This is a genomic window from Shinella sp. JR1-6, from assembly GCF_004284735.1.
Taxonomy (GTDB): domain Bacteria; phylum Pseudomonadota; class Alphaproteobacteria; order Rhizobiales; family Rhizobiaceae; genus Shinella.
The window spans coordinates 109,787-126,794 of the sequence record NZ_SHMI01000010.1; the positions used below are offsets into that span (position 1 = coordinate 109,787).

16 protein-coding genes are annotated in these 17,008 nt (G+C 62.4%); 15 read left to right on the forward strand and 1 reads right to left on the reverse strand.

Translation table 11 applies throughout. The features are described 5' to 3' along the window. The first annotated feature begins 269 nt into the window (after nucleotides 1-269). From EXZ48_RS18565 to EXZ48_RS18605, 9 genes are all read left to right on the forward strand, one after another. Nucleotides 270-1,340, forward strand: coding sequence for a substrate-binding domain-containing protein (locus EXZ48_RS18565; protein ID WP_245462190.1), 1,071 nt, complete (start codon nucleotides 270-272; stop codon nucleotides 1,338-1,340). Between the two features lie 306 nt (nucleotides 1,341-1,646). Continuing rightward, complete coding sequence (locus tag EXZ48_RS18570; protein WP_130517549.1) at nucleotides 1,647-2,864, forward strand: ABC transporter substrate-binding protein; 1,218 nt, start codon at nucleotides 1,647-1,649, stop codon at nucleotides 2,862-2,864. Nucleotides 2,865-2,929: 65 nt separating this feature from the next. After that, on the forward strand, nucleotides 2,930-3,796 hold the full coding sequence (locus tag EXZ48_RS18575) for a branched-chain amino acid ABC transporter permease (RefSeq protein ID WP_023513739.1): 867 nt from the start codon (nucleotides 2,930-2,932) through the stop codon (nucleotides 3,794-3,796). After that, the gene (locus EXZ48_RS18580) at nucleotides 3,793-4,830 is read left to right on the forward strand and encodes a branched-chain amino acid ABC transporter permease (RefSeq protein ID WP_130517551.1); all 1,038 of its coding nucleotides are present in this window, start codon (nucleotides 3,793-3,795) and stop codon (nucleotides 4,828-4,830) included. Before EXZ48_RS18575 ends, EXZ48_RS18580 begins: the two co-directional genes overlap by 4 nt. Beyond that, the gene (locus EXZ48_RS18585) at nucleotides 4,827-5,549 is read left to right on the forward strand and encodes an ABC transporter ATP-binding protein (RefSeq protein ID WP_024269888.1); all 723 of its coding nucleotides are present in this window, start codon (nucleotides 4,827-4,829) and stop codon (nucleotides 5,547-5,549) included. The genes EXZ48_RS18580 and EXZ48_RS18585 overlap by 4 nt, the downstream gene beginning before the upstream one ends. Beyond that, a complete protein-coding gene (locus EXZ48_RS18590) occupies nucleotides 5,542-6,252 on the forward strand; it encodes an ABC transporter ATP-binding protein (protein ID WP_165909374.1) in 711 nt (236 codons plus the stop codon). Before EXZ48_RS18585 ends, EXZ48_RS18590 begins: the two co-directional genes overlap by 8 nt. A 30-nt stretch (nucleotides 6,253-6,282) precedes the next feature. Beyond that, a complete protein-coding gene (locus tag EXZ48_RS18595; protein WP_023513538.1) occupies nucleotides 6,283-6,582 on the forward strand; it encodes a putative quinol monooxygenase in 300 nt (99 codons plus the stop codon). 25 nt (nucleotides 6,583-6,607) lie between these two features. Further along, the gene (locus EXZ48_RS18600; protein ID WP_130517565.1) at nucleotides 6,608-8,107 is read left to right on the forward strand and encodes an aldehyde dehydrogenase family protein; all 1,500 of its coding nucleotides are present in this window, start codon (nucleotides 6,608-6,610) and stop codon (nucleotides 8,105-8,107) included. 70 nt (nucleotides 8,108-8,177) lie between these two features. Further along, nucleotides 8,178-9,428, forward strand: coding sequence for a M20 family metallo-hydrolase (locus tag EXZ48_RS18605; protein ID WP_023513540.1), 1,251 nt, complete (start codon nucleotides 8,178-8,180; stop codon nucleotides 9,426-9,428). 61 nt (nucleotides 9,429-9,489) lie between these two features. Here the strand turns inward: EXZ48_RS18605 and EXZ48_RS18610 are convergent, their stop codons facing one another. Beyond that, entirely contained in the window at nucleotides 9,490-10,464 is a 975-nt protein-coding gene (locus EXZ48_RS18610) for a phosphotriesterase (protein ID WP_130517567.1), read from the reverse strand. 159 nt (nucleotides 10,465-10,623) lie between these two features. Between EXZ48_RS18610 and EXZ48_RS18615 the strand changes: the two genes are divergently transcribed. The 6 genes from EXZ48_RS18615 (at nucleotide 10,624) to EXZ48_RS18640 (ending at nucleotide 17,008) form a co-directional block, all read left to right on the forward strand. Further along, a complete protein-coding gene (locus tag EXZ48_RS18615; protein ID WP_023516392.1) occupies nucleotides 10,624-11,538 on the forward strand; it encodes a phosphotriesterase in 915 nt (304 codons plus the stop codon). Nucleotides 11,539-11,562: 24 nt separating this feature from the next. Beyond that, nucleotides 11,563-12,291 carry a creatininase family protein gene (locus EXZ48_RS18620; RefSeq protein WP_130517569.1) on the forward strand — a complete coding sequence of 243 codons (729 nt, stop codon included), beginning with the start codon at nucleotides 11,563-11,565 and terminating at the stop codon, nucleotides 12,289-12,291. Nucleotides 12,292-12,335: 44 nt separating this feature from the next. Then, nucleotides 12,336-13,202, forward strand: coding sequence for a MurR/RpiR family transcriptional regulator (locus EXZ48_RS18625; protein ID WP_023517521.1), 867 nt, complete (start codon nucleotides 12,336-12,338; stop codon nucleotides 13,200-13,202). A 177-nt stretch (nucleotides 13,203-13,379) separates the two neighbouring features. Then, entirely contained in the window at nucleotides 13,380-14,456 is a 1,077-nt protein-coding gene (locus EXZ48_RS18630) for an ABC transporter substrate-binding protein (RefSeq protein WP_130517571.1), read from the forward strand. Between the two features lie 69 nt (nucleotides 14,457-14,525). Then, complete coding sequence (locus tag EXZ48_RS18635; RefSeq protein ID WP_023513250.1) at nucleotides 14,526-16,031, forward strand: sugar ABC transporter ATP-binding protein; 1,506 nt, start codon at nucleotides 14,526-14,528, stop codon at nucleotides 16,029-16,031. Further along, a complete protein-coding gene (locus EXZ48_RS18640; RefSeq protein ID WP_023513251.1) occupies nucleotides 16,028-17,008 on the forward strand; it encodes an ABC transporter permease in 981 nt (326 codons plus the stop codon). Before EXZ48_RS18635 ends, EXZ48_RS18640 begins: the two co-directional genes overlap by 4 nt.

A 17,008-nucleotide genomic window follows, 5' to 3' on the forward strand; every position in this document is an offset into this window, starting at 1 on the left:
TGAGCAATTGTTTAATCGGAAACTATATATATAGTGCTTCAGTCCCGCCGCATAGGCGGGGCCCAACGAAAACAAAAAAATCACAATCCGCCGTTGCGGAGCGTGTCGTCCAGGGTGGAGCGTAGAATAAAAGGGAGAACGCCGTGACGTTCGATTCTGCTCTGGCCGGCGGGGCCAGCGGCATCTGGATGCGCAACCCAGCCTCTTCGCGCCAAAGCCGGGTTCCCTTACGCCAGACCCTGCTTTCCAAACGCGCAGGTCACCAAAACATGTCCGTACCGCGCAAACGAGAGCCTATCCGGATCGGGTTGCTCGTCCCCTTCCAGGGGGCGGATGCGATCTGGGGGCCATCCTGCCAGTACAGCGCCGTTCTCGCCGCGGCCGAGCTCAACGAGAAAGGCGGCATCCTCGGCCGACAGATAGAGCTTCTGGCCGCCGATGCCGGCGGCAGCCCGCAAGCCGTTGTCGAGCGTGCCCGCGACCTTGTCGAGCGCCAGGGCGCCAATGCACTGGTCGGCGTCCACCTCTCCTCAGTAAGGGTCGAACTTGCCCGCGCCCTGGCCGACCGGGTACCCTATGTCTTCGCTCCACTCTTTGAAGGCGGTACGGAGGGCGAGAGGGTATTCAGCATCGGCGAGGTGCCGGAACGGCAGTTTTCCGGCGCCGTGAGCCATTTCATGGATCACCAGGGCGCGCAGCGTTGGTTTCTCGTCGGCAACGACTATGTCTGGCCCCGGGCTTCACACAACTGGGTGCGCAACTTCGTCCTGCAGCGGGGCGGCGAGATCATCGGAGAGGAATATGTCGGACTTGGCGACGACACGACGCACCTCATCGACCTGATCGGGGCAGCGGACCCTGATATCGTCTTTCTCTCTTTAGTCGGCTCGGAATGCGTGCCCTTCAACCGCATGTTTGCCGAGCGCGGCCTGTCCCGCCATATCCTCCGTCTCTCGGGTGCTGTGGAGGAAAACACGTTGCTGGCAATCGGCGCAGACAACACCGAGAACCTGTTCTGTGCCGCCGGTTACTTCAGCGCGCTGCAGACACCGGAGAACGACACCTTCCTGAAGCGCTACCGGGATGCCTTCGGCGTGACGGCGCCCGTGCAAGGTGTCTTGAGCGAGGCCTGCTATGAGGGCTTGCGCTTCTTCGGTGCCCTGGCCACCCGCGCACAATCACTGGAAATCGACGCTCTGTCACAGGCTTTCGAAGGCCTCAGCTTCGAAAGCCCCCGCGGCGTGACCACGATCCGAAACGGGGTCGTTTCCGGGCCGACCTACCTTGCCCGCGCCGACGGCACCGAGTTCGAGATTCTTCGCAGCTTCGACGCCATCTGACCTCCCCTCTCCGGTTTCGACAATCGGAGGCACGTTCCTCGCCCGCGATCAGAAGGCACGTCCCTGCGAAGGCGCCTTTCCAATCCTTCATATCCTGCTGTTTTGAAACAGGCTTTCCGGAAGCCACGGCTTGAAAACCGTTGCTGTTAAAAAATACTTGAAAAAGAAAATATTGAATATATAAATATTATTGACCGCACGAAGACCGCCTGCCCGTTCCCATCGGTTCGGGCCGACCCCGCAGACACCCGTCTGCCGGAACGAATTCGTACGTCCATTCGGATCTACTAAGAAGAGGGTGAACTCATGAAAATCAGCAGACGCCTGTTTCTCGGCGGTACGGCCGCCGCCTTGGCCGCACCGTGGGTCAATCGCAGCTTCGCGGCTGATGACATCACGATTGCGAGCATCTACGATCTTTCCGGCGGCCTCGAAATCTACGGCCAGCCGATCGACGCCTGCCTCGATCTTGCCGTTGCCGAACTGAACGAGGCCGGCGGCCTGCTCGGTCGCCAGATCAAGGTCCAGAAATACGATCCGCAGTCCAACATCCAGCTCTACACGCAGTTCGCGACGGAAGCGGCAACGAGCCTGCAGGCTGCGACCGTCTTTGGCGGCATCACCAGCGCCTCCCGCGAAGCCATCCGGCCGATCCTCGGTCGGTACCAGACGCTCTACTTCTACTCGCCGCTCTATGAGGGCGGCGTCTGCGACCGCAATACCTTTTTGACGGGCTCGACCCCTTCGCAGACCATCGGCCAGCTGATGCCCTTTGCCGTCAAGAACTTCGGCAAGAAGGTCTATGTGCTCGCTGCCGACTACAACTACGGTCAGATTTCCGCCAAGTGGGTACGCGACTTCACCACGCAAGCCGGCGGAGAAGTGATTGCTGCGGAATTCTTCCCGCTCGACGTCACCGATTTCAGCGCGGCAATCCAGAAGATCCAGCGCGAGAAGCCTGACGTGATCTATACGCTCCTTGTGGGCGGCAACCATATGGCCTTCTTCCGCCAGTGGGCGGCGGCCGGGATGGCGGGCCAGATCCCGATCGTCTCCACATCTTTCGGTGGCGGCAACGAACACATCGTCCTGACGCCTGCGGAATCTGACGGCGTCATGGCCGCCTTCGGATACTTCCAGGAGATAAAGTCGCCAGCCAACGAAGCGTTCGTGAAGCGCTACCACCAGAAGTTCGGCGACAAGGCGCCCTATGTGACCGAGCATGCCTCGGCGACCTACAACGCCGTCCACCATTGGGCAAACGGCGTCAGGAAGGCCAACACCCTCGATCGCATGGCAGTCATAGAGGCGATCGAGAATGGTTCGACGGTTGACGGGCCTGGCGGCCCCTCGACGATCGATCCCAAGACGCACCATTGCGCCACGGACGTCCATATTGGCCGGGTCAAGAACCACAGTTTCGAAATCCTCGAAAGCTTCGCGAACCAGCCGCCGGCCGACACGGCTGCCGTTTGCGACCTGGTCGCCAACCCGAACGACAACCAGCAATACGTCATCCAGTAATCGCTGACGCATTGCCTCCCGGCGCGTGGCAGGCCGCGCACCGGGAGCCACCCGGGACAAATCCAGTGGACTATTTTCTTGTTGTGCTACTCCAGATCGCTGGAGCGGTCGGCAACCTCGCGCTTGTCAGCGTCGGGCTTGCCGTCATCTTCGGCATGATGCGGGTCATTAACCTTGCCCATGGCGAGTTCATCATGCTCGGCGGTTTTGCAGCGATCTTCAGCGTGCAGGCCGGCGTCAACATCTGGCTTGCTATGCTGGTGGTCGCGCCGCTGAGCGTGGCCCTGCTCGGCGTGCTGGTCGAACGCCTCATCATGCGCCGCCTTTATGGCCGCATGGTCGACACCATGCTGGCAAGCTGGGGCCTGAGCCTGCTGCTTATCGGCCTTGCCACCACTTTCTTCGGCAATCGCGTCGTCGGCGTCGCTGCCCCGGTCGGCAGTTTCCGTATCGGCCAATACAGTCTGGGCGCCTATGATTTCGTGCTGACGGGCATCGTCCTCGTCATCTTTGCCGCAGGCTATGCAGTGTTGCGCTTCACGCGCGTCGGCCTGGTTGCCCGGGCAACCATGCAGAACCGGGAAATGGCCTCGTCCCTGGGCATCGAACCCTCGCGGGTCTACGCCGTCACCTTCGCGATCGGCTCGGCCCTCAGCGGTTTGGCAGGCGGATTGCTGGCCCCGATATCCGGCGTGTTGCCCACCATGGGCGTCGCCTATGTCGCCAAGGCCTTCATCACCGTTATCACCGGCGGAGCCAGCGTCATCACCGGCACAGCGCTGAGCTCGACCTTGCTCGGCAGCATCAACACGGTGTCCACCTTCATCACCACACCGGTTCTCGGCGACGTGGCGCTGCTTCTTGCCGCCACCATCTTCCTGCGTCTCCTGCCGACAGGCATCACCGGCCGCATTTTCAGGGGGGCACCATGAGCTTGTCCACATTCTGCCGGGCCAGCGGCACGCATATCGCCCTCGCAGCCATCGCCATGCTGACAGCGATCGTCATTTTCCCCACTGTCGCGCCGCTCTACACACTGATCAACGTCACGCTCTACATGTCCATGGGCATCTTTGCGCTCAGCCTGGCGCTTCTCTGGGGCTATGGCGGCATCCTCTGCTTCGGCCAATCGGCGTTCTTCGGCCTCGGCGCCTATGCCTATGCCATTGCCGCCATCAACTTTGGCGACACGACGCTTGCAGCAGCTTTCGCCATAGGGGTCCCGGCCCTTTTCGCGGCCGGCCTCGGCTACTTCCTGTTCTATGGCCGCCTCAGCGATGTCTATCTCGGCGTCATTACGCTTACCGTCACGCTCATTCTGTTCAAGCTAGTCAACAGCACCGGTGGTGACGTCTGGCGGATCGGCGAGGCGCGGATCGGCGGCTTCAACGGCATTCCCAACACGCCGCTGCTGACAATGCCGTTTACCGGCGCACCACTGTCACCTGCGAATATGTTCGTGCTCGCCTGCATCGCCCTGTTTGCAACCTACGCCCTCTGCAAGTGGCTGATCGCCACCCGCTTCGGCCGCGCGGTGATTGCCGTGCGGGAAAACGAGATGCGCGCCGAACTGCTCGGCTACAATGCCAAGCACTTGAAGCTCGCCGTCTTCGTTGTTTCCGCGGGCATTGCAGGGCTGGCCGGATTGCTGTTTGCCAACTCCGTCTTCGTCAGTCCGACCATGTTCAGCCTCTCCATGGCCGCACAGGTGCTGATCTGGGTGGTGGTCGGCGGCCTCGGCACGCTCTTGGGCCCGGTCGCAGCCTGCTTCGCCCTGCAAATCGCGGCGACAGCGCTCGGCAAACTCGGCTTTGTAGACCCAAACATCGTGCTCGGGCTGGTGCTGATCGTTTTCGTGGTCTTCGTCCCGGGCGGCATCCAGCCTGCTCTCGCCGCGCTCCTTGCCCGCATCAGTGTCCCCTTCAGCAAGTCCCAAGAGCACATGCGCAGGGAGGCCACACGATGAGCGACTATCTCCTCGAAGCGCAGGACGTCGCCATGCATTTCGGCGGTGTAAAGGCACTCGACGGCGTGGATCTACGCCTGAAGAAGGGCGAACTGCGTTGTCTTCTCGGCCCCAACGGCGCCGGCAAGAGCACCTTCTTTCGCTGCCTTACCGGCACCTACAAGCCAACCCGAGGGCGCATCCTCTTCAAGAGCGACGATATCGCCGGCAGGGAGCGGCACGAGATCGCCCGTGCCGGCATCGGGGTGAAGACCCAGGTGCCCAGTCTGTTCGACGGTCTCACCGCCCATGAAAACCTGTGGCTCGCCCTCCGCACGGTCCACAACACCGCCGCCCGGGAAGAGAAGATCGCTGATGTAATGGAGCGGGTGGGCATTTCATCGCTGCGGGGCAACGTGCTCGGTCGCATGGCCCATGGACAACGCCAACTCGTGGAACTGGCCATGGTTGTCGCCAGTGATCCGGACCTCGTGCTGCTCGACGAACCGGCAGCCGGTATGACCGACGGCGAGGTGGAGCGCCTTGCTTCCATCATCCGCGACCTGAACCGCACCCATACCGTCGTGGTCGTGGAGCATGACATGCACTTCATCCGCATGATCGCGGATCAGATCACAGTCTTCCATCAGGGTCGCATCCTGGCGGAGGGCCATGTGGAAAGCATCCTCGCGAACCAGACGGTCCGGGATGTCTATCTGGGGAAAAAACATGATGCCTGATCTCCTGACCGTCAAAAATCTCCAGTCCGGCTATGGCCGCATTCCGATCCTCTTCGGGATCAGCCTCTCGATCGCACAGGGCGAATTCGTCGGCATTCTCGGCCACAATGGCATGGGCAAATCGACGCTTCTGCGCACGCTGATGGGGCACATCGCCGCGACCGGCGGCAGCATCCATCTTGCGGGCCACGATGTGACCAAGGCCTCTCCCGCCGCCCGTTCCCAGGCCGGCATCGGCTACGTCCCGCAAGGACGCCAGATATTCCCGGCGCTCTCGGTGATGGACAACATGCGCGTCGGCGCCGCCCACCAGAGCCCGAGGCAGGCCAAGGCGATCATCGATCAGATCATCGAGGAACTGCCACGGCTGAAGCCGATCCTGTCGCGGGCCGGCGGGGTGCTCTCCGGTGGCGAGCAGCAGATTCTCGCCCTCGCCCGCTGCCTCTGTGCCGATCCGAAGCTGATCCTGCTCGACGAACCGACCGAAGGCATTCAGCCGTCCATCATCGAGGAAATGAAGGACACGCTGAAGGCCCTCGCCCGCTCACGCAACCTTTCGATCCTGCTCGTGGAGCAGAATCTCGACTTCATCAGCGATCTTGCCACCCGGGTCCTCGTCATCAAGCGCGGCCAGCTCTCCGGCGAGATCGACCCTGCCAAACTGCACGACGCCGATCTGGCGGGTGACTTCCTGCCCGCCTGATCCCCTTCAACACCCAGAAACGAGGTCACCATGATCACCATCACCGCCGTCATCCGTGCCCGCAAGGGCTACGAGCAGACCATGGCCCAGGCCCTGCTCGAAGTTGCCGAGCATGTGCGCGCCAACGAGCCGAACACGATCGGTTTCCATATTTCCCAGGATGCGCAGGACCCCTGCCTGTTTGCCACATACGAGCGCTTTAACGATCGCGCCGCGATGGACCTGCATAACAATTCCGACGTCGTCGCCCGCTTCTTCGGCATCGCAAAGCCGATCCTCGACGGCGAGGTCATCCTGATCACCGCCAACGAAATTTCCGCCAAAGCCTGAAGATCGACAAGGGGAACAGAGCACCATGAACGCACCCGTAACTCTCCGGCGCCTTGGCGCGGATGCCGCCCGCTTCGTGGCGAAGGAAAAGAAGCTCTATATCGACGGCAAATGGGTTCCGTCCGCCGAAGGCGGCACCATAGAGATCATCGACCCTGCGACCGGCGAGGCCTTCGATCGTGTTCCGGAGGGCAAGGCCGCCGATATCGACCGCGCCGTTGCCGCCGCCCGCAAGGCGTTCGATGACGGCCCATGGGCAAACATGACACCGGCCGACCGCGGAAAGCTCGTCTGGACGCTTGGTGATCTCGTCGAAAGGCATGCGGACGAACTGGCGGAGCTCGAGGCGCTGGACAATGGAAAGCCGGTGACGGACGCCAGGAACGGCGACATTGCCTTTTCTTACGAGTTGCTGCGTTACATGGCCGGCTGGAGCACGAAAATCTACGGCCAGACCATCCCGCTGTCGGCCGGTGCTCCGTTCCATGCCTATACGCTGCGGGAGCCGGTGGGCGTCTGCGGCCAGATCGTGCCGTGGAATTTCTCTTTCATGATGGCCGTCTGGAAAGTCGCGCCGGCGCTTGCTGCAGGCTGCACGATCGTCCTCAAGCCGGCCGAGCAGACACCGCTGACGGCCCTGCGCCTTGCCGAACTGGTCGAAGAGGCCGGCTTCCCGGCCGGCGTCTTCAACGTGGTGACAGGCTATGGCGAAACTGCCGGCGCGGCACTTGCCGCCCATCCCGACGTCGACAAGATCGCCTTCACCGGTTCCACGGAGGTTGGCAAGAAGATCCTCGACGCTGCCAAAGGCAACTTGAAAAAGGTCTCGCTCGAACTCGGCGGAAAGTCGCCGATGATCGTCTTTGCCGACGCCGATCCCGCTGTCGCGATCCCCGCCATCGCCTATGGCATCTTCTACAATATGGGCCAGACCTGCACGGCCGGAACCCGTCTTTATGTGCACAAGGACATCGCCGATACCATCCTGAGCGGCTTGAAGACCTTTGCCGAATCCATGTCGATCGGCGTCGGCCTCGACCCCACGACACAGATCGGCCCGCTCGTCTCCCAGGAACAGTTCGACCGCGTCAGCGCCTATGTGAAGGCGGGCCTTGCCGAGGGTGCGAAGCTCTATTGCGGCGGCAAACGCGCTGGCACGGAAGGATATTTCCTCGAACCCACCATCCTGACGGAAACCACTCCCGATATGTCCGTCGTCAAGGAGGAGATCTTCGGGCCGGTTCTGGTCGTCGCCACCTTCGATGACGACGGCATCGACGCTATCGTCAAGGAGGCCAACAACTCGATCTATGGATTGGCCGGCAGCGTCTTCACGCGCGATGTCAGCCGTGCCCACAAGGTCGCCAAGAAGCTGAAGGCGGGCACGGTGGGAGTGAACACCCACCATGTCATCGACCCCGCGCTTCCGTTCGGCGGCTTCAACCAGTCCGGCTGGGGGCGTGAACAAGGCTACGAAGCCATCCTCCTCTATACCGAGGTGAAGTCCGTCGGCATTGCGCTCTAGGACCGCCGATGCCGTGGCGGTTTCACCGCCACGGCATGTACTCTGGACAGGAAACACGAGACGACGACGCATGCACAATCTGACGATCGACGGTGAACGCCTCTGGCAAACCATCATGGAGACATCGGCCTTCGGCGCCATCGCGGGAGGCGGTATCGGCCGGCTGACGCTGTCTGAGGCAGACAGGAATGTCCGCGACTGGCTTTGGGAACAATGCGAGGCCATCGGCTGCAGCGTCAAGGTCGATACGGTTGGCAACATGTTTGCACTGCGGCCCGGTACCAATGGGAATGCGCTGCCAATAGCCATGGGCAGCCATCTCGACACGCAGCCGACCGGAGGGAAGTTCGACGGGATTCTCGGCGTGCTTGCAGGGCTGGAAGTGCTCCGCACGCTACATGACGCGGGCTACGAAGCGGAACATCCGCTGATGCTGGTCAATTGGACCAACGAGGAAGGCGCACGTTTTGCGCCCGCCATGCTCGGCTCAGGCGTTCATGCCGGCGTCTTCGACCAGACGTTTGCCGACAGCCGCGTGGATGCCGATGGCGTTTCGTTCGGCGAGGCCATCGACGCAATCGGTTATCGCGGCAAGGCCCCTTTGGGAGAAACTCGCTTTGCAGCAATGTTCGAGCTGCATATCGAGCAGGGGCCGTTGCTGGAGCGGGATACCACCGACATTGGCATCGTGACCGGCGTCCAGGCAATGCGATGGTACGACCTGGCCATCACCGGCCGGGAAGCCCATGCCGGCTCGACCCCGATGGACATGCGATGCGATGCGCTTGCCGATGCCGCGGCGGTCATCCTCGGTGCACAGGAGATCGCCCGCAGGTTCAAAGGCATGGCAACGACAGGCCAGCTATCGATTGCCTCTCCCTCTCGAAACGTCATTCCCGGCACGGTGACGCTCAGCCTCGATATGCGCCATCCGACGGATGACGGGCTCGACCAGATGGAAGCCGAGGTGGCAAAGCTTGTTTGGAGCCAGTGCCAGGAGCGGGCCCGGACTGACGTGGTGTGGAACAGCCCGGCCGTGCATTTCGATGCCGGTTGCCTAGCGACGGTTCGGCAGGCAGTGAAGCGCATCGGCGCGAGCGCGCGCGATATCGTTTCCGGCGCGGGCCATGACGCCGTCTATGTCTCGCGCGTTGCGCCCACGGCAATGATCTTCATCCCCTGCCGGGAGGGCCTGAGCCACAATCCTGCCGAGAGCGCGGAGAAAGGTCACTGTGTCCTTGGCGCCCAGGCACTGCTTGAGAGCGTGCTGTCCCACAAGGTTTCGCGCGGCCCTCAACAGGGTGCCACCGAAACACCCTAACCTCGCGCCTGCGGCGGCAGCCAGCCCGGCGTCGCGACAGGCGTCCGGGCTGTACGATCTATCAAAGCGTGAAGGCGAAGGCCCGCTGCGGGTTGGCGACCATGAACTTGTGGATGAGAGCCTTGCCGTCAAATCCCGCCTCACCGGCCTCCTCGACAAAACGCGGCACCCATTTTTCGAGGATGAAGCCCATGCCAAGCCCCCCTTCGCCATAGCTGGCAAACATCGTGCGCCGCGCGATATCGCCGCCGACCATGACCTGATCCTCGTGCCCGCGCCGCACAAGATCAAGGATGCAGCGCGTGCGCACGTCTTCGGAATAGTATTTGACGCGGGTAATGCCGTCGAAGCTGAAGAAGGCGCCGGTTTCGGCAACCTTGCGATGCAGCCAGGGATCGGGATTACGGTCGAGATGGGCGATCGTCAGGCGGGTGGGGTCGATCCCTTCCTGCTTGAGAAGGTCGAGTTGCTCGAGCGCCATCGTGCCGAGTTCCGTGTGCGAATGGATGGGCGCGCCGGTTTCCTTGTGCGCATCGAGCACGGAAAGAAGCACCTTGATCTCGGCCTCGCTCATCGTGTTGTAGCCCGTGCCGAACTTGACGACGCCGCCCCTGATATCCGTGCCATCCATGCCCTCGGTGACTTCGCGCCGGACGTGATCGGCGAGTGCCGTGCGGCTCTTCGATGCGATCCACTGCGCGTAGGTCATGCCCTGGCCGGGCATCTGCGCCGGCCACATGATCGCCTTGTTGAACCCTGCCGTTGCGATCACCTGCACGCCCGCCGCCCCGGCAATGCGCTTCACCGTCCCCACATCCCGGCCATAGTCGATCGCCGTCGCATCGTAGATCGTCCGCCCGCCTGCCCTGGCGAAGATCTCCAGCTCCGCCTGAGACGCCTCCGGACTGTCGAGGAGCAGATCCGCATCACCCTTCTCCTTCCAGAGTGCCGGGACGCAATAGATATGGTCGTGGGCATAGGTCACACCCATCTCCGACGGATTGATATCGCCAGCCACGGTCCGCACGAAAGCCATTACACTCTCCATATGGAAAACATTTTCACAAAAAGAATTGCACAAATTCAATGAATAGGCACGAATAAAATGAATATACGAAAATAATTGCAATATGCCATCCGTCTGCTAAGCTAAAGCCATCGCGCCCCACGCTCACCCGCCTGATCAGGAATGCCCATGAGAAGAATCCGCACAGTGCTTGGAGATATCGGGACCGATGGTCTTGGCCTCGTCTACAGCCACGAACACCTGATCACCGATCCGCCCGCGATACAGAAGGATCGGGATCTCGAGCTTTCCAGTTATGAGTGCTCGCTGCGCGAGCTCATCATCTTCAAGGAGAGCGGCGGCACGCTGCTGGTCGAGGCAACAACGCTCGACTATGGGCGCAACCCCGCGGCGATGGCGCGCATGTCGCGCGAGGCCGGTGTACCGGTCGTCGCCGTCAGCGGCTTCAACAAGGCCGCCTATTTTCCGCTCTGGGTGGAAACGACCCCGCTCAACGCGATCGCCGACAAGCTGGTCCGGGACGTGTCGGAGGGCATGGATGGCGGCCCACACAAGGCAGGGCACCTCAAGTCCGGCGGCTCGTACAACTTCCTCCACCCGCTTGAGGAAAAGACCACGCGGGCCGTCGCACGCGCCCACAAGGAAACCGGCGCGCCGATATGGCTACATACCGAAGCCGGCACGATGGGCCTCGAAATGCTCGACATTCTTGAGAGTGAGGGCGTGGCGCTGGAGCGCGTGGTCGTTGGCCACTCCGACCGCAACCCCGACCCCTACTATCATGCAGCCATCGCCCGGCGCGGCGCGACCGTTCAGTTCGACGGCGTCTCGAAGGTAAAGTACCACCCGGACAGCACCCGCATTGCCTGCATCAAGGCCCTGCTGGATGCCGGCCATACCGAACGCCTGATGATATCGGGTGACATGGGCCGGGCCTCCTATCTTGCCGGCTACGGCGGCGGCCCGGGCTTTGCCTTCATCGCCAAGACGTTCATCCCGCGCATGCGGGAAGAGGGCATAGACGAAGGGGCAATCGAAACGATCTTCAAAAGGAACCCGGTGCGCTGGCTTGCCCAGTTCTGACCGTTCAAGCCGATACGAGACCCCATGACCGTCGAAGCAAAATATCTCAGCCGCGATGCCTTTGCAGAGCGCATCGCCAAGTTCCCCGCGGTCATCCTGCCGCTAGGCGCCACCGAGCAGCATGGCTACCATCTGCCGCTTGGCGTCGACATCATCCTTGCCGAGGCGCTCGCCACACGCATCGCCGAGGCGACGGGCGCGACAGTCATGCCGGCAATGCCTTTCGGCTATTCCTGGGTCTGGCGCGATGCGCCGGGTTCGGTAACGGTGGAAGCACGCACGCTCGAGGATGTGATCTGCCAGACGGCCGAAAGCCTTGCCCGGCACGGCGTCCGCCACGTCTTCCTTGTGAACGGCCACGAAGCCAACAGCGCCACCATGAAATACGCCGCACGGCGCCTGTGGGACCACCCCGACATCAAGGTCTGGCGCCTTTTCTACCCCAACCTCACTGCCGTGATGGCCGAGCACTGCGAAAGCCCGACCTGGCACGGCATCGTCCATGCCTGCGAATTCGAAACCTCGCTGATGCTCGCCGTGGCACCCAATCTGGTCGACATGGAAAAGGCCGTACGGGAATATCCCGATCGTGACCGCGGCTACTTCCAGGGCGGACGTCCCATGGGGGAACTCAGCCGAAGCGGCGTCTTCGGCGATGCAACGCTCGCAACGGCCGCCAAGGGTGAAGCGATGCTTGAAATCTTCACTCAGAGCATGGCCGACGCCGTGCGCGAGGTTTGCGCGGGGAAGTGATGTGCTTCATACCAGTTCATCGCTCCAGAATCGCGTGATGAACCATGAACGATATCTTCAGCCGCATCAGCAAACTCTATCCCGGCCTCAAGAAGGCGGAGAAGCGGATCGCCGACCTGATCCTGGCAGATGCGGATTTTTTCCTGCGCGGTTCAATCACCGAGATAGCCGAAACCGCCGGCGTCTCGGCCTCTTCGCTTACCCGCTTCAGCCGGCTCCTGGAGGTCGAAGGCTTTCGTGAACTCAAACTGTCGATCGCGCAGGCCAAGAGCGCGCAGAGCCCCTACTATCACCAGTCGGTCCAGGCGCTGAACGAGATCGAGATCGCGGAAGGCCGGCTGGAGTATCTCTATCTCCAGCAGATCGTCGCCGCTCTCAACTCCACCTTTACCCGCCTCGATGCGGAAGCGCTGGTCGACGCCATCCGCGCCATTCGCTCTGCCCGGCGCATACGCACGTTCGGCGTCGCCGTCTCGGGCCTGATCGCTGCCGAGACCGCCATGCGACTGATGCGGCTGGGGCTGGAAGCAACCCATGTCGCCGATCCGCACTTCATGCGCATCGCCTCCAGCCTGGTCGGACCGGAGGATGTGGCAATCTGCATTTCCCATACCGGACGTTCACAGGAGGTACTCGAAGCCGCCGACATGGCCCGCCAGCAGGGCGCGGCGGTCATCGGATTGACCGCGCCGCACACGCCGCTGTCGCGCAAGGCCGACATCCTGCTCGAACTCTCCGTCTTCGAGGAAATCGACATCTATACGCCTTCGATCTCGCACTTTGCCTATCACTACGTCATCGGCCTCATCACCTTCCATATCGGCCAGTCTGCGGATCTGGATCGCGACGGGCTCCTTGCAAAGATCAAGGCTGGCCTCGCGTCCGGCCAGACAGGCGACTTCAGGCAATGAAAATATTTTCAAAAAAATAAACACAATAAAAACATAATGATACAGAACACACAGCCACAAAGGAAAAACTTTACATTCTTTGTGGCAATGATAGAGTTCCCCCAACGAGACCGGATCGCCCCAAGTTAATGCAGCGCATGAAGACGGCGCGACCGGCCAACAAGAGGGAGAACGATCATGAGATTTCCTGCCATCTGCGCCGTGCTGACCGGCATACTTCTCGCTTCGACTGCTGGGGCCGAGAGCGTGATCGAGCTGAACTCGGGCCTCGGCCCGGCCGACGGTGCAAAACCGGTCGACGTGACGCGCTACGAGCCACGCCGCGACGGCAAGTACAAGATCGGCTTCTCCAACGTCTTTACCGGCAACAGCTGGGTCGTCCAGCTTCTGGAGGAAGCAAAATGGCGTGCGGCCGGCTTGCCCGAGATCGAGAGCTACATCGTTACCGATGCCAATTTCGACCCGGCCAAGCAGGTCGCCGATGTCGAGGACATGCTGGCGCAGGGCGTGGACGCCATCATCATCAATCCGACATCGCCGGTCGCTGTCGTACCGGTACTCGAAAAGGCCTATGATGCCGGCGTCGTCGTGGTGATCGTCGCCGCCGACGCGCAGACCGAAAAGGCGACGGTGCGCATCCTGGCCGACCAGGTGAAATTCGGCCGCGACGGTGGCGAGTTCCTGGCGAAGGCCATGGGCGGCAAGGGCAAGGTCATCGCCTTGCGCGGCATTGCCGGCATCTCCGTCGATACGGATCGCTGGGCCGGCGCTGCCGAAGCCCTCAAGACCCACCCGGAGATCGAGGTGGTTGGTGAGGTCTACGCGCAATGGGCGTACGATCAGGGCCGAAAGGCATGCGAGAGCCTCGCCCTTGCCCATCCGCAGATCGACGGCGTCTGGTCTTCGGGTGGCGCCATGACACAGGCCTGCATCGAGGTCTTCAACGAGCTCGGCCGCCCTCTGGTGCCGATGACCGGAGAGGCCAACAACGGCTTCTTCGGCGCCTGGAAGGAAAACCAGGCCGCCGGTTTCGATTCCATTGCGCCACAGAACCCGACCTGGATGGTCGCCGAAGGCGTCGCGGCCGCCGTCGGCGTTTTGAACGGCCAGGAGATCTACACCCAGTACAAGGTGATCGCCGAACCTTACACCGCCAAGGATCTCGACACGCTCTATCGCTCGGACCTCAACGATTCCTATTGGGTCGGCTCCATCCTGCCGGATGAAAAGCTGAAGGAACTCTACGGCAATTGAGTTGACGCGGTCCGGCCCCCTGGGCCGGTCCGTCCGACCTCGGCAAACAGGCAGAACGCGAAAACCGACGTGACGGCAGTTTCCCATCCCCTGATCGAGGTCGAAAACCTCAGCAAGTCATTCGGACCGGTACACGCGCTGCGCCAGATGCAGTTGCGCGGGTTTGCCGGCAAGGTCCATGCCGTGATGGGCGAGAACGGCGCCGGCAAATCGACGTTGATGAAGCTGCTTTCCGGCGTCTACCGGCCCGACACGGGATCGATCCGTTTGAACGGTGCCGCCGTGGCGTTCGGTCATCCGCGCGACGCGCAGAAGGCCGGTATCTCCACCATCTTCCAGGAATTTTCTCTCCTGCCCAACCTCTCGGTCGCGGAAAACCTCTTTCTCGGCCGCGAGCGGGAAAACGGCCGCAAACTGGGCAGCACCGAAATCCATCGCCGGGCGGCGGCGGCCCTCGCGTCACTGGACCTGCCAATCGATCCGCGCCGCCGGGTCGGCGCCCTGAGCGTCGGGCATCAACAAATGGTGGAGATCGCCAAGGGCGTGCTGGCCGATGCATCGGTCTTCATTTTCGATGAACCGACCGCGGCGCTCGCCACGCATGAAGTCGACACACTGTTCAAGCTGATCTGGCGGCTGACGGCGGCCGGTAAGGTCGTCTTCTACATCTCGCACCGCCTCAGCGAGATCTTCGCCCTGTGTGACGACATCACGATCATGAAGGACGGGCGCTTCGTGCGCTGCGTGGCGACCGGTGAGACGACGGTGGACGACGTCATCCAGGGCATGGTCGGCCGCCCGATCGAGGAGTTGTTCGAACCGCGCGCCGAAACGCTGGGCGCCAGCCTGCTGAAGGCGGAAGGCCTTGCAGGCGACGGGCTCCCGTCTCCCCTTTTCCTCGATATCCGCGAAGGCGAGATCGTTGGAATTGCGGGCCTTGAGGGCCAGGGTCAACAGGAACTCATGCGCCTTGTCGCGGGCTTTGACCGTGCCCAGCGCGGTTCCCTGACGCTTGGCGGCAAGAACATCGAGGGCCATTCCGCGCGGCGCAGGATGGCTACGGGCCTCGGTTTCGTGCCCGAAAGCCGCAAGGACGACGGCCTTTTCCTATCGCTCGACATCGGCGCGAACATGGCGACGGCCGACATCGCCCGTCGCCGCCTGTTCTCCTGGCTGCCGGATTTCGGTGCGCGCGTCGGCGAGGTCATGCGGCAGCTCGCGGTCAAGGCGCCCGATGCCAAGACCCCTGTCGTCGATCTTTCCGGAGGAAATCAACAAAAGGTGGTGCTCGGCCGCTGGCTGTTGGCCGGCGCGCGCGTGTTGCTCTGCGAAGAGCCGACGCGCGGGGTTGATGTCGGTGCCAAACGGGAAATCTACCGCCAGTTGCGCCAGTTTGCCGGCGAGGGTCGTGCGATCCTCGTCACGTCCCGGGAGCTTCCCGAGCTGATCGGTCTCTGCGACCGGCTGCTCGTGATCCGTGACGGCCGGATCGTCGCCGAAATGCAGGCAAGGGGCGCCAGCGAAGATGCACTGCTGCGCGCCGCCCTGCCGGCCATGGAAGGAGACGAGGCATGAGCACCCAGCCAGCGGAGCCGGCAACATCAGGCGTCCTTTTCCGCTTCCGTGAGGATGCCTTCTGGTATCGCCAGCGGGGCGCTGCGCTTTCCTACGGTGTTTTGGCGGCCATGCTCGTCCTGCTCGCCCTCTCCGTACCGACCACCTTCTATTCGCAGACGAACCTTTCCAACCTTGCCGGCCAGCTGGCACCGCTCTTCCTCGTCGCGCTCGGGCAGACCTTCGTCCTGCTGGGTGCCGGTTTCGACCTGTCGGTCGGCGCCGTCATCTCGCTCTCGTCGGCGATCCTGACGCTCGATCTTGCCGACCCGGTCAAGATCCCGCTCGCCCTTCTTGCCGCACTCACCGTCGGTCTGGTCAATGGCTGGGGATGCGTCGTCCTGCGCGTCCACCCCATCATCATGACGCTGGCCTCCAGCTCGATCGTGCAGGGCCTTGCACTGATTTTGCGGCCGACACCGGGTGGTGTCGCGCCCACCCTGCTCGTCCAGGCGGCATCAGGTTCCATTCTTGGTTTGCCGGCCGGCCTGTTCTGGATACTGGGCGGCATCGCCGGCACCGTCTGGCTGGTTCACGGCACAAGCTATGGCGTGCGCCTCTACGCCACCGGGCAAAATGCCCGGGCAACCTGGATGAGTGGCGTCGAGGCGAACCACATCCGCATCTCGACCTACATGCTCTCCGCGCTGATGGCGGCCGGCGCCGGCGCCTATCTGACGGGACGCCTCGCCTCGGGCGACCCCAATGTCGGCACAGCACTCGGCCTCGACAGCGTGCTCGGTGCAGCGCTCGGCGGCACCTTGCTGTCCGGCGGCATCGGCGGGCCGATCGGAACGGTCGCCGGCGTGCTGATCATCGGCGTTCTCAACAACGGGCTCAATCTCGCGGGTGTTTCTCCCTACTACCAGTTCATCGTGAAGGGCTCCATGCTGGTGCTCGCCGTCAGCCTTTTCCGTCGCAAGGAGGCCGGCCTGTGA